This window comes from uncultured Methanobrevibacter sp. (assembly GCF_937881195.1).
Lineage (GTDB): Archaea > Methanobacteriota > Methanobacteria > Methanobacteriales > Methanobacteriaceae > Methanobinarius.
The window spans coordinates 77,350-91,338 of record NZ_CALGFC010000039.1; the positions used below are offsets into that span (position 1 = coordinate 77,350).

The window sequence follows — 13,989 nt, forward strand, 5'->3', positions numbered from 1 at the left end:
ATATATAATTCAAATATTTTATATAATATTTAATTAATTTATGTAATATTAATATTTTATATCCAACATAATTTTATATCCAAATAATTATTATAAACTATTATATCTATTTAAGTATATAAGATTATACGATAATATTGAATTTTCAAAAGAAAATCAGCAATTTCAAACAAAAAATAATATAAACTATTTATAATTTTATTAGAATGTTTTCAAAACTTAAAACGGTGAAACATTGAAAATAATAAAAAATAATATTAAAAATAATATTGAAGATATAAGAAAAGAAATTGGACATGAAGATTCTGAAATTAATATAAAAAAAATAATATATGATGAAAAAAATGATGAATTGTGGATTATAACTCCTGATCGCCCTGAAAAATCAGCTATTATTGGAAAAGGTGGATGGGTTGTAGGTAAACTTAGAGAAAAGTTAAAAATTAATAAAATACATGTTGAAAGTTATTCTGATTATTTAATAAAAGAGTATAGGATGGATTTATCATTAAATAAAGTTAATTCGTTCATAGAAGAACAGAAAAAAAACAATATATCAAGAACAATGATAAAAACTCTTAATAATTTAAAATACACCTTAGAAGAGAGATTAAAAAACATTTATAGCTTCAACTTTAATGAATTTTTTGATGAAAATAAATATGAAGAGGATAATCAAAAAAATCAAGCTATAGTAGCACTATCCGGAGGAGTTGATAGTAGCTTTTCATTAGTAATAGCAAAAAAATTGGGTTTTAATCCAATAGCAGTTACAGTCGATCCTGGAACAATAATACTTCCTAATCAATTTAAACATAATATAAAAAAATTATGTGAAAAAATTTCAGTTAAACATGAATATATAAATATAGATTATAATGAAATAATAAAAAATTCATTGGAGGGAAAATTTCATCCCTGTGGAAGATGTTCAAAAGAAACACAAGCTGCTTTATTTAAATATGGTGAAGATAAGAATATAAATCTAGTAATTTTTGGAGATATGCTTTCCACAGGATCCCAATGTATTACAAAGTATAATAATTCAGAAAAAAAAGATCAATATATGTTTAGGCTAAATTTACCTGCCACTTTATCAATAGGAAAAGAAGAGATAAAACAAATAATGAGTGAATATAACTTAGAAAAAATAAAAGGATTTGGTTGTCCTCTTTTACATGAATCACATAAAAAATACCCATATTTCAAAAAATTTTCAATACAAAGAATACTTAGAGAAACAAGATCTAGTGCATTGGAACCTGGTGAAGCACTTGATTTAATATGGAGTTTTTATAATACAAAATAAAAATTATAGAAATAAAAAATAAAGAGATATAAAATAAAAAGAATAGAAGATAAAAAAAAAGAAAATATAAAATAAAGAGAATAGAAGATAAAAAAATAAAAAAATGTAAAATAAAAAATAAAAAAATATGTTATTTCTGATATATACTTTTACAACCACATATTATAATCTATTAATTTATATTACAATCTTTAAAAGAAGTTATAATATAATTCCTTAAAAAAATTATAATATAAATTAGATTATAAAAAGTTCAATACTCCGTAGGCAATTAGAACTAATCCTATTACATAGGCAACAATATTAGGGAAAACAATCACTAAAAGCCCAGCTATAATAGCAATAATTCCTATAGCTAAATTGGTGTTATTGGATTTCATAGTAAATATTTTGTATTTGATTGTATATAATATTATCCAAAAAAGTCTTATTCTATAAGATTATAATATAACATTCTATAATTAAGTAATAGAATATATAATAATATGAATATAAAAAAATGAAAAATATTAAAGATTAGGTAGATAAAATGAAAATATGTCCAAGATGTGGATCAAAAAATGTTGATTGGATAATTCCTCAAAATTGGTCTATATGGGAATGTAAAGATTGTGACTATACTGGCCCTATTATTGAGGGAGATGAAAAGTTATCAAAGGAAATAAGAGAAAATTATGAATTAAAATTAAAAATAGAAAAATCTAAATCTGAAAAAGATACTAATAAAAAAAAGAGTAAAAAAAATAAAGAGATTACTGATGAAGATGAAATAGAAGAAGATTTAACTGATGAAGAAATAGAAAAAAGATTAGATGAATTAGAAATGTGATAATTAAATGTATTATTCATTAAAAATATATTTATTTAAAGTATCTCTTGGCACTTGTAAATTGTAATGTTTTGTTGATTCCCTTTTGAAATAACTTTTGATGAAAAAGTATTTTATCAAAATTTCTATTATTACTTATTAAAGTAACCTTCTAGCATATTATTTTATTCTTTTATATTTAGTATAATATTATTTTTAGGCAGGATTTTACAAACGACTTTGAAATGATTCTGATAATAATTATAATAGTAATTTTAATAGCAATTATGATAAATAAGATAACAAAGATTTAATACAAAAACAAATATTATTCATCCAATAATTTTGGATTTGATGCATTCTTTTTACTTAAAATTGTCCTATCTAATTGTTTTTCAATATTTTTCCTTGCTTCACCAGCAACATTTCCACCTCTCTTTACAACCACTCTACTTTCATCAAGACCTTTAGGATCTTCAGCTTTAGAAAATTCAGTAGAAGTTGCTTCAGCTAACATATTAAGAGCAAGTTCTAAATTAGTCATGTTATCTCTTAAATTTTCCTTTTTCAATCCTTTAAAATCTTTATATTCTCCAGTTGTCATTCCAGACCAGGCTTTACTCAATTCATTAGTTAAGATAGCATATTCATTACCTTCTTCAACTCCTGCCCTATCCCATTCAGCAGTAAGTTCTTTTCTAAATTCAATTGTTTTTAATCATTGAGTAATCCATTGTTCACTATATCCTTTTTTTCTATAGTTACTTATTGCTCTTTCAACACTTAATTGGGGATCAGCTATTTCATCTAAACGTTCATGGCCAACTTTTGCCAACCATAATTTAAAAGGTTCGGCATTTGGAGAAGGTATTGATTGTATAATTCTTAAAATTCCTTTAGTATCAGCAGCATCAGTTAATCTCATTTTGCCGTCTTTGGCAGGGAGTTTCAAACTTCGACAATTTGTCGATAGTTCAATTCCATTTTCTTTTTCTCTTTGTTTTAACCTATACCAATAATCATTAGGGTTTTTACTTCCACTAAGAACTCCCACAATATCAATCACTGAAAAATACCATTCTTCCTCTTCTTTATTCCATAAACTTCTTATTTCTTTGTTATTAAATAATTTAATTTGATTATGTTCAATCATTTTTCAGACACAACCTAATATTAACTAGTTGATATACTCCAATGAAATCTGTGTCATTTTTCATGTTACAATATATCCTGCTTTTCTTTTTACCTTTTAATTTATTTTAAATATTAGTTTAAAGTTTTAAAAGTTCTTTTAAGTCTTTTATAATAGTTGATATTGAAATTCCGAAGTATTTTTTTATATTTTTTAACAACCATATCTCATTTGATTGTTTTTGTTGGAATTGATTTAATTAGTATATTCAATCCCACAAATTAGTATAATAATATTTTTAGGTAGACTTTAGGTTGCTTTTGACACACTTTTTTTTAATAAAATATAACTCTTTAAAAATATAGTTATTAAATATTACAATAGCCATTTAAAATATAACTCTTTAAGGATATATTTATTAAAATTATTTTAAACTATTCACACATAACATGTTAAACTATTCCACATATAATCAATAAGTAATCAATAAAAAAATTAATCTTCAGTAATTTTCCTACTAAATTCTTCTTTTAGAAAATTTTTCATGTTATCACAAGCTAGTTGAACCATTTCAGGAGAAGGTCCACCTGGAACTTGTCTCATTTTAACATTTTCTAAAGGATCAAGAGATTTTTGAATAATATCATCAGACAATTTTAATTTACCAAAACCTAAATCATTAGATATTCCATCTATGAAACTAGAGCTAATATCTTCAATTTCTAAATCCATTTCAATAGAAAGATTTACAAGACGACCTACAATTTTATGAGCTGTTCTAAATGGAATTTTTGATTCCCTAACCATTACATCAGCTAAATCTGTTGCAGTTGCAAAATTAGCACTGGCTAACTCTAAACATCTATTTTTATTAATTTTTACAGATAATACCATATCTTTCACAATTTTTAGAGTATTATAAGCCATTTCTACTGAATTCCAAAGATGAGGAGTTATTTCTTGTAAATCCCTATTATAAGTATAAGGTATAGCTTTTAATATAGTCATTATAGTAACTAATTCCCCATTAATTACAGCAGATTTAGCTCTAGCAACTTCTGCAACATCAGGATTCTTTTTCTGTGGCATTATTGATGAAGTTGAAGAAAATTCATCAGCTATCTCAATAATTCCAAATTCATAAGTACTCCACAATACCATTTCCTCACACATTTTTGACAAATTTGTGGTTAAAGTAGCTAAATCAAAAACTGTTTCAGATATAAAATCTCTTGCTGAAACACCATCCATGGAATTTTCAAGATAATTATCAAATCCAAGAAGTTTAGTAGTAAGTTCCCTATTGATTGGAAAACTAGTTGTAGTCATAGCTGCAGAGCCAAGTGGATTCTGATTAACTCTTTTATATGTATCATCTAATCTTTGATAATCTCTTTTTAATGATTGAGCATAAGCCATAAAATTATGAGCTATAGTAATTGGTTGAGCATGTTGAAGATGAGTATAACCAATAGTAACTGTTTCTTTATGTTCTTCAGATAATTTTACTAATCCCTCAATAAAATCTAAGATAGCTATTTGAATTTCGATTATCTTAGATCTTAAAGCCAACCTAATATCAGTAGCAACTTGGTCATTTCTTGATTTAGCTGTGTGCATAAAACCAGCTACTTCTTGACCAACCATATCAGTAACATAATTTTCAACAGCCATGTGAATATCTTCAACAGAATAATCAAAATTGAGTGCTTCAAACCCTTCTTCTCTTAGTTTAGTTAATGCCTCTAATATTTTATCAGCTATTTCTTCATCAATAATATCTTCATTTTTTAGCATCAATACATGTGCAAAGTTACATTTAACATCACTATCAAAGATATATTTATCTGCATCAAGTGAAGATGTATATTCTGCTGCATCTTCTGTCATCTTTTTATCTAATCTTCCACTTCTTAAATTCAATTCAATACCCCTTAGAAATTCTATTTCTATTTCTAATGATTAATTAAACATATCATAGATATCTATATTTAATTTTTAAAAAAATTATTATATGTTAATTATTATATTTAATTATCATATTCAATTATTATAAAATTTATTAGTAAACAATAAAAAATATATTTTCTATACGTACTTATATTAGTTATATATCCCTTATTAACTTTTTTTATTAAAAATAAAAATTATTAATAAAAAATTAAATAAAAAAATTAGATAAAAAAATTAGATAAAAGAATTGTATAAAGAAATTAAATAAAAAAATTAGATGAAAAATTAGATAAAAGAATTGTATAATAATCTCAATTAGATAAATCCCTATAATCAAAAATTTATCTATAAAAATAATAAAAAATTAAAAATAGTAAAAAATATTAAATAATAAAATTTTATTTATAGAATTATAAAAATAAAAAGTTCTAATAATAAATATAAAAATTAAATGAAAATTAAAAAGAAGAATTAATCTTTATTTTTAATCTCAGTATATCCACATTTTCCACAAGCATATCTATCACCATGATCAGCCATAAATACACCACCAGAACATCGAGGACAAAACGGATTTTTCCTTTTTAATTTGTCTCCATCAACTTCATAAAGTGTAGATTTTTTCATAGTTTGAGTCCTCCAGACTATAATTATTCTTCAGAAGCAGAATTTTCTTCTGATTCAGTGTCTTCAACAACTTCGGCTTCTTTATTTTTAGCCATTACATGTTCAGTTTCAATATTATTTAAACTTTCAACTGAGCCATAAATTTTTGCATAACCTGCAGCTTTAGCTTGACCATATTGAGGTTGAACAGAATCAACAACAATTAATTCTTTTTTAGTGTCTAATAAAGCTACTAATTTACTTTTAACATCTAATAATTTAGGTGTAGCTTCATTAGAATAAATACAATCAAATTTAACTTCAGTCCTATCTAATACTTTATTTTCTTTTTTACTTAAAATATCAATTTCCATTTTTAAGCCTCTTTAATTTAATATAACCTTTATTTAAATAATTTTAGTTAGCTACTTTTTTGAACAACTTAAGTAGTTCATTAGCTTTATTTCTTACATCAGAAACATTTAAAAATACTAATCCTTCATTAGGTTGCCCATATAAAATAGTAGCATTCTCTGGAGCCATTATGATGCATGGAAGAACAGCAAGATCTTCTTCCCCATCTACAACAATTAATTGTTTTATATCATCATTTGTTGCATTTTTGATAGCTATATCTATGGTTTCCCATAGTTCATCAGTAATAGTTCCTGAAGGATTTTTTGTAAACAAAACATTTTCAGTGCGATTAATTTCATTATTTTGAATTATTTTATTATTATGAATTTTCCTTTGAATTAAATTATCAATAATACTAATATTAGGATAAATTTTTTCATTAAGAAGATTATTAGTTGTTGCATCTCCAACAGATATTAAAAATTTAGATGAAAGAATTTTAGGTAATGCATCTTCAAACAATGGGTATAATTTACCTAAAGGTTTTTTAAATTTATTTCTATCAGCTTCATCTAATACTAACACGATTAAACCTCTTAAATATATAAATATATATGAAAAAATTTTTGGAAAATTTATAAAATTCAAATTTATTATAAGTCCAAAATTTATAATAAATAATAAAAATTTATTATATATTCTCAAATTTAAATTGAATCAAATTTAATAGATTAATATGTAAATAAATCCAGATTTAAATTTTATTTTTATTTTAATAATTTTTAATTTAATAGATAATTAAATTATAAATAGATAACAATTCATTTATAGATAAATAACAATTCAATTATAATATAATACAATACAGTTTCAATTATAATACAATTCAATTATAATATAACACAATTTCAATTATAATACAATATAATTCAATTATAATCTGATAATTATTATTTATACATAATAAAAATCATTATATATATAATATTAATTTATCTTACTCTAAGAGCATATTCACCAGGTAATTCAATATTTAATTCTTTAGCTATATCAGAATTTTCTGGATCTATAATCAGTAAAAGACCACTCCAATTAGTTGAAGTAGGATTGTTACAAACAGGACAACGTTCCTTAGTAGATATTCTTTTACATGATGTACAAGCTTTCATACTCATATTATAATACTTCCTAATAATTAAAGTAGTTATATCTTACTTTTTACTTTTATTTTTCTCATCATCAATCCACTCAAATCTTCCCAAATTAGGTTGTCTCATAGTGAGTCCAATCCTAGTTTCTTTAGTGGATTTGCCTTTTAAACTAACAGCAACAATTCTAGCTCTGACAAAATTTCCTTCTTCAAGGCTCTTTTTAGATTCTTTAGCAAGTAAAGCTCCTCTCTTGGAGTCATAATTGATATAATCATCAGTAACTTGAGAAACATGGACTAAACCATCCATTGGGCCGATACGGATAAAAGCTCCAAATTCAGCTATTTCAATAACTTCACCATCAATTATTTCATATAATTCTGGTTTAAAGAATACTGCATTGAAAATAACTTCATGGTAAGCAGCACCATCACCCATTATTACTTTACCTTCCCCAATGACCTCTATATCATTTACACTAACAAGTAAGCCTAATTTTTTATCAAGCATACCATTGTAAGTTTCATTTAAAGTTTCAATAGCCACTTCTTCTAGAGGATCCTCAAACCTATAAGGAGGAATTCTCACAGTATCCTCAATTTTTGTTAAATAGTACAAATAAATCCCTCATAATATTCATATGATAAAATTATTTAAATATATTTTAATATATAAAATATATGATAAATAAATTATAATAAAATTAAATATAAATTTAATTTCCAATTATGTATTAATATTTCTCTTTGTATAATTCAATAGATCTAATAGCTTCTTTTTTAGCTATCTCAGCATCTTCCCAATCAAGCACTTCAACTTTTTTGCCTTCGAGATTTTTATAAGTTTTAAAAAACTCCTCAATTTCATCTAGAACATGGGAGGGAATATCAGATATATTGTTAATATCTTTAAATTTTGGATCATCAACAGGAACAGCTAGAATTTTATAATCTTTATCTCCACCATCAATCATCCCCATAATTCCAATTGGTCTTGAAGCAATTACGCAACCTGGAAAAGTTGGTTGATCTATTAATACCATAATATCCATCGGATCTCCATCATCATAGATAGTTTGAGGAATAAAACCATAATCAGCAGGGTATACTACTGAAGAATATAATACTCTATCTAAAGCAAAAGCTTCAATATCTTTATCATATTCATATTTGTTTCTTGATCCTTTAGGAATTTCAATTACTGCATTTATTACTTCAGGAAACTCAGATCCTGGATTTAATTCAGTCCATAAATTCATATTTCCACCATTATTTAATATTCAATTAAATTCATTCTAAATATCCATCAAAGGCAACATATCTTTTTTGACGTAGATAAACAACAGTTATACCTTTTTTTCTTGCTCTTTTTTTTAGCTCAATATCGTTTGTTGCTAAAATTTTTGAAATTCTAAGTAAACCATCATCTACAGATTCGTCTTTATTAAGAGAAATCTCTTTTATTAAAACATTCGCAGATTTAGCTATTTTAAGACCAATTCCTGCTGCAACCCTATTTTTGCCTTTTAAATTTTTCTTTAAACCAACTAGCTCATTTATAACAAAATTGGTAGTAGTCAATTTATATGAAGGAAAAGCTTTTTCAAGTTCATCTATTATATCAATATTGAACTGAAAGGGAATCATAAAAAATTTGTATCAATTACAATTTCCTTTTCAACAATTCTATCTGATACATTATTGGATGATACCATAACCAATCAATCTCCAACGAGCTCCTACTCTACGACTTAAAGCTACCCTATCGCCTTTATCAGCACAAACAGGTAATTTTAAAGTAACTTGGACATTACCTTTAACTTTTGTTACAACACCAATTGTTGTGGTTGTACCACAATTTATCATTAAAGGTTCCTTGATTTTAATAGGAGCAACATCTCTTTCTTCTTTAGTACCAACAACACGATCTAAAAGATGGGTTTCCATTGCAAAACTATGTAATACATCAGGAAGAGTTCCTGGTTCTCCAGCTACAGAACCAGATAATGAATCTGCTTTTGTAAGTGAAGGGTCCAACATAGTAGCTACACCTAATAATCCTCCAGGCCCTACTTCATCAACTTCTTCTCCACCAGCATTTAAACCAATAATTTTTGATGTCAAAGATATCCAAGCATTTTTCCCATCTCTTTTATTTTCGATACCAGGACGAATTTCTATATCTTGTCCTTGTTTTAGTGTCCCTTGAATTAAAGTTCCACCAATTACTCCACCTTTAATATCATTAGGATGAGAACCAGGTTTATTTATATCAAATGACCTTGCAACATGCATTCTTGAAGGTTTATTAGGGTCTCTTTTAGGAGTTTTAATTTTCTTATCAATAGCATCGATTAATATATCAATATTAGCTCCTTGTTGAGCTGAAACAGGAATAATTGGAGCACCTTCTGCACAGGTACCTTTTACAAACTCTTGAATTTCCTTATAACTTTCAATAGCTCTTTCTTTAGAAACTATGTCAATTTTATTTTGAACAACAATAACATCAGTGACACCAATAACATCAAGAGCCATTAAATGTTCTTTTGTTTGAGGTTGAGGACAGTGTTCATTTGCAGCTATTACGAGAACTGCACCATCCATTATTGCAGCACCAGATAACATAGTAGCCATAAGAGTTTCGTGCCCAGGAGCATCAACAAAAGATACTTTTCTTAAAAATTCAGTTTCTTCTCCACAGTGTTCACAAGTTAAAGCAGTTGTATAACACAAAGGTTCACCACACTTGTTACACTTCCTAAATTCAATATCAGCATATCCTAAACGAATAGATATGCCCCTTTTTGTTTCTTCGCTGTGAGTATCTGTCCAGATACCTGATAATGCTTTGGTAAGAGTTGTTTTACCATGATCGACATGACCCACTAGCCCTATGTTAACATCAGACTGTACTTTCACAGATTACACCTGCTGTGTTTTTATATTAAAAATATTCAACAATTCCATACACGACAATTTAATACAATAAAAGAGTTAAAAATAACCCAATTATTCTTCTGAAGATTCAGATTCTTCAGTTTCTGGATTAAGTATAGCATCAATAGATTTGTTACCTGCTTCAGCTACTACGGTATTAATTTGAACAATATCATCAGATATAGTATTTCCTCTTAATGTTTTTCTTCTTTTAACACCATCAGCTTTAGGTTTGTAACCTATACCACCAGATAATAAACTTTTAATTCTTCTAGGACCTTCAACATCTTTTTTCATTGGGAAACCATTCTTATCGCTTCCACCAGTGATTTTTAATGTATATCCTTCAAGTCCAACTAAATCTCCACTTAATTCATCACCAATAGACAAACCAACGATTTGTTTTTTATTATTATCTACTTCAATTTGGTGACTTTCTTCTTTCTCTGAAATAACAACTTTAAATACCAAAAAATTCCTCCTTTAAACAAACATAAATAATTAATATTTAATAATTGACAATTTAATATATATAAAAATTTTTTATATATTAATAAAAATTTTTAATTAAATTATCATTCTTGTGAGTATAAAACCATAAGATATATCATAATATTCATATTATAATAATATTATAATAATAATTTCATAATATATTTAATATTATAACAATTTCATAGCATATTTAATATTTATATATAATCAATAATTTATTATATACTTTTTATTATATTATTCTTATTATCCTCTATTAATATTTTTATCATTATCTTTATTTTATTTTTTTATTTTTATTAATTATCCTATTAGTTTTTCATTTTTATTAATTTTATTTCTATTAATTTTATTTCTATTAATTATTCTATTAGTTTTTATTTTTTTTATAAGTATTAAACTATGGTAAATAATAAACTTGAAATAAACTATTTATTTGAAAATATATAGTTAAATTATTCAAAAAGTCCAAATGCTCCCCAATCAGGATCCACTTTCCTTTTAATAGTTAAAATTTCATTTAAAGTTTCAAATTCATCTTCACTCAATTTATCTTTAAATTCTCTTTCTAATATTTTATAATGCTTTTCTGGAATATCAATATAAAGATCATCCCCTTCTTCAAAGTCTTTTCCAATAATGGCATCTTTAATTGCCATTGCAACCTTTTGACCTTTACTTATAGAAGGTAAATTATCTCCTTTATCCTGCATACTTTCAATAGACCCAACAACATGACCATTATTATTCATCAATGGCAATCCTTGTTTTATAGTTCCACTAAGGACTTCAATTCCTGCAATTGCTGGTTTACTCTGTCTAAAAACAAGTTTAGGAATAATTCTAATCTTTCCAGGTTTTATTATTGCATCCAACCATTTTTGTCTTTGTTCTTTTTCTTTATTTTTAATCCAAAGATCATATTCTTCAGTAATTTGATATATAACATTACCAGAAAACAATTTTATTTCGGAATTAGCTAACTCTTCTTGAGCAGTTGGATGAACTTTAACATTGAAAGCAATAATTACCCCATGAGATGGATCTTCTTGCTGTACAATTGATGCATTAATAACATCCCTTTTAGAAACATCACCTATCTCAGCAGTTCTTATTGGAATATCCATAGACTGTAATAAATTTACAAGAGCTTCAAGAGAACCAAGAGTGTCTGCTTTAGCCATTACTCCATTATCATTAGTATGAATAGTAATATCTTCTATTTCTCTTAAAATTTCTTCTTTAACATGATCCCCTTCATGAGTAACTCTTAAAGGAGAGCCAGAAATTACATTATCGAGATTAGGAGCTACTATTTTTATACCGGCTGCAGCTACTACTTCATTAACTTTTTTGAATTTTTTCTTAGAATCTCTCATCTCTTCTAAAGGAAGAGGTCTTAAAATTGATCTAATCTTAGTTATAAGAACATCACCAACTTCCATCAAAGCGATTTCATCATTTTTTTTAAGTATACCATCATATATAATAGTATCAATAGTTACGCCGAGGCCAGTTTCTTCTTTGATTTCTAAAACTGTTCCCTTTGCAGGAGAATTCTCTTCAATTTTTAGTTGTTCAGTTAAATATTCTTGTGCAAGTCCTAATAACATTGCAAGCAATTCCACAATTCCTTCACCAGATTTAGCACTAATAGGAATAATACTAATTTGTGAAGAAAAATCAGTTATTCTATCAAATCTTTCAGATTGAAAACCTTCTTTATGTAAAATTCCAACTAATTCATAAATCTGTTTGTCTAAGCCTAATTGAACATTTTTAGCTTGTTTTGAAAAAGATTCAGAAAATGAAGAATTTTCATGAGAATCCCAACCAAATAATCTGTCAATTTTATTTGCAGCTATTATAAAAGGAGTTTTATACATTTTAAGAATGTTTAAAGCTTCAAAAGTTTGAGGTTTAAAACCTTCATTAATATCCACAATAAGAATAGCTAAATCAGCTAATGCTCCTCCACGCTTTCTAAGACTAGTAAAAGCTTCATGCCCAGGAGTATCAATAAAAAATAGTCCTGGAATGTCTTTTTGGATAGTTAATTTACCAATAAAATCTCCACAAATATTTTGAATTGTTTCTATAGGAATTTCAGTAGCACCAATATGCTGAGTTATCCCACCAGCTTCTTTAGATGCTATAGTACTACCTCTAATAAAATCAAGAAGTGTTGTTTTACCATGATCCACATGGCCAAGAACAGATACAATAGGGGACCTAATTTTCATATTTTTCCAATTTTATAGTAATTAATTTTATTTATAAAAAGATTAATTCTATCTCTAAAATGATTAATTTTATTTCTAAAATGATTAATTCTATCTCTAAAATAAAAAATCAATCAATCTTTTTAAATTGAACAATTAAATCTTTTTATTTGAACAATAATATTTAATAAATTTAATACCAATGAGAATATTTAATATTTGAATATTTAATATATTTAAAAAGTTTAATATTTATTGAAAGTATTTAAAATTTTAATATTAATTAAAAATATTAAAAGTTTAATATTAATTAAATATATTTAAAAGTTTAATATTTATTAAAAATATTTAAAATAATATTTCATTAAATAGCTAAAACTTAATAAATTATTAATAAAACATCAATAAAGATTTATTCATAAATCCAAGCATCATCAGCTATTTTATATTCACAAATTTCATCTTCATTGAAAAATAAAGATATTTCTCTTTCTGCTGAAGCTGGAGAATCAGAAGCATGAATAATATTTCTACCCATATCCATCGCAAAATCTCCTCTTATAGTACCAAGATCTGCTTCTTTAGGATTGGTAGCACCAACTATTTTCCTAATCAATGATATTGCATCGTCGCCTTCAATTACCATTGCAAATGAAGGAGATGAAGTTATATAGCTAACTAAATCATTGAAAAAAGGTTTTTCAGAATGTTCACCATAATGCTCTTTTGCAAGGCTTTCATCAATTTTTAAAAGTTTTGCAGCAATAACTTGAAGTCCTTTTTCTTCAAATCGAGTTAAGACTTTTCCCATAATCCTTCTTTGGACAGCATCTGGTTTCATCATAACAAAGCTTTTTTCCATCATTTTTTAACCTCATAATCTTATATTTATTGATTAACTGCTAATTAAAATTTATGGATAATTTGATAATTATTGAATTGAGTGATTAATCTAATTTAACAAATAATCTAATTGAATATTGAATAATAGTCTAATTAAATAAATAATCTAATTGA

General features: G+C 25.7%; 17 protein-coding genes. 2 read left to right on the forward strand and 15 right to left on the reverse strand.

Annotated elements, in window-relative coordinates; all coding sequences use genetic code 11:
• The first annotated feature begins 235 nt into the window (after positions 1–235).
• Entirely contained in the window at positions 236–1,309 is a 1,074-nt protein-coding gene (locus Q0087_RS06185; RefSeq protein ID WP_297898815.1) for a 7-cyano-7-deazaguanine synthase, read from the forward strand.
• Between the two features lie 242 nt (positions 1,310–1,551).
• On the opposite strand, the gene Q0087_RS06190 is transcribed toward Q0087_RS06185, so the two are convergent.
• A complete protein-coding gene (locus Q0087_RS06190) occupies positions 1,552–1,689 on the reverse strand; it encodes a hypothetical protein (protein WP_297898816.1) in 138 nt (45 codons plus the stop codon).
• 149 nt (positions 1,690–1,838) lie between these two features.
• Between Q0087_RS06190 and Q0087_RS06195 the strand changes: the two genes are divergently transcribed.
• Positions 1,839–2,138 carry a hypothetical protein gene (locus tag Q0087_RS06195; protein WP_297898817.1) on the forward strand — a complete coding sequence of 100 codons (300 nt, stop codon included), beginning with the start codon at positions 1,839–1,841 and terminating at the stop codon, positions 2,136–2,138.
• Positions 2,139–2,445: 307 nt separating this feature from the next.
• Here Q0087_RS06195 and Q0087_RS06200 read toward each other — a convergent pair whose 3' ends face one another.
• From Q0087_RS06200 to ndk, 14 genes are all read right to left on the reverse strand, one after another.
• Positions 2,446–2,742: a hypothetical protein gene (locus Q0087_RS06200; protein ID WP_297898818.1), complete on the reverse strand. Its 297-nt coding sequence runs from the start codon at positions 2,740–2,742 to the stop codon at positions 2,446–2,448.
• A 93-nt stretch (positions 2,743–2,835) separates the two neighbouring features.
• Positions 2,836–3,270 carry a Bro-N domain-containing protein gene (locus tag Q0087_RS06205; RefSeq protein WP_297898819.1) on the reverse strand — a complete coding sequence of 145 codons (435 nt, stop codon included), beginning with the start codon at positions 3,268–3,270 and terminating at the stop codon, positions 2,836–2,838.
• A 474-nt stretch (positions 3,271–3,744) separates the two neighbouring features.
• Entirely contained in the window at positions 3,745–5,172 is a 1,428-nt protein-coding gene (gene argH, locus Q0087_RS06210; RefSeq protein WP_297898820.1) for an argininosuccinate lyase, read from the reverse strand.
• Positions 5,173–5,673: 501 nt separating this feature from the next.
• Positions 5,674–5,829, reverse strand: a complete 156-nt coding sequence (locus Q0087_RS06215) for a 30S ribosomal protein S27ae (protein ID WP_042703721.1) — start codon at positions 5,827–5,829, stop codon at positions 5,674–5,676.
• A 23-nt stretch (positions 5,830–5,852) separates the two neighbouring features.
• A complete protein-coding gene (locus Q0087_RS06220) occupies positions 5,853–6,182 on the reverse strand; it encodes a 30S ribosomal protein S24e (protein ID WP_297898822.1) in 330 nt (109 codons plus the stop codon).
• Between the two features lie 43 nt (positions 6,183–6,225).
• Positions 6,226–6,750: a GTP-dependent dephospho-CoA kinase family protein gene (locus tag Q0087_RS06225; protein ID WP_297898823.1), complete on the reverse strand. Its 525-nt coding sequence runs from the start codon at positions 6,748–6,750 to the stop codon at positions 6,226–6,228.
• A gap of 407 nt (positions 6,751–7,157) precedes the next feature.
• Positions 7,158–7,334, reverse strand: coding sequence for a transcription elongation factor subunit Spt4 (gene spt4, locus Q0087_RS06230; protein WP_297898836.1), 177 nt, complete (start codon positions 7,332–7,334; stop codon positions 7,158–7,160).
• A 42-nt stretch (positions 7,335–7,376) separates the two neighbouring features.
• Positions 7,377–7,934, reverse strand: a complete 558-nt coding sequence (locus Q0087_RS06235; RefSeq protein ID WP_297898824.1) for a DNA-directed RNA polymerase — start codon at positions 7,932–7,934, stop codon at positions 7,377–7,379.
• Positions 7,935–8,049: 115 nt separating this feature from the next.
• Positions 8,050–8,574, reverse strand: coding sequence for an inorganic diphosphatase (locus Q0087_RS06240; protein ID WP_297898825.1), 525 nt, complete (start codon positions 8,572–8,574; stop codon positions 8,050–8,052).
• Positions 8,575–8,605: 31 nt separating this feature from the next.
• A complete protein-coding gene (locus Q0087_RS06245; RefSeq protein WP_297898826.1) occupies positions 8,606–8,962 on the reverse strand; it encodes a PIN domain-containing protein in 357 nt (118 codons plus the stop codon).
• Positions 8,963–9,013: 51 nt separating this feature from the next.
• Positions 9,014–10,237: a translation initiation factor IF-2 subunit gamma gene (locus tag Q0087_RS06250; RefSeq protein ID WP_297898827.1), complete on the reverse strand. Its 1,224-nt coding sequence runs from the start codon at positions 10,235–10,237 to the stop codon at positions 9,014–9,016.
• A gap of 90 nt (positions 10,238–10,327) precedes the next feature.
• Positions 10,328–10,726 (reverse strand): 30S ribosomal protein S6e, encoded by a 399-nt coding sequence (locus tag Q0087_RS06255; RefSeq protein ID WP_297898828.1) that lies wholly within the window; start codon positions 10,724–10,726, stop codon positions 10,328–10,330.
• Positions 10,727–11,205: 479 nt separating this feature from the next.
• The gene (infB, locus tag Q0087_RS06260; RefSeq protein WP_297898830.1) at positions 11,206–12,993 is read right to left on the reverse strand and encodes a translation initiation factor IF-2; all 1,788 of its coding nucleotides are present in this window, start codon (positions 12,991–12,993) and stop codon (positions 11,206–11,208) included.
• A gap of 391 nt (positions 12,994–13,384) precedes the next feature.
• Positions 13,385–13,837 carry a nucleoside-diphosphate kinase gene (gene ndk, locus Q0087_RS06265; RefSeq protein ID WP_297898831.1) on the reverse strand — a complete coding sequence of 151 codons (453 nt, stop codon included), beginning with the start codon at positions 13,835–13,837 and terminating at the stop codon, positions 13,385–13,387.
• Positions 13,838–13,989 lie beyond the last annotated feature (152 nt).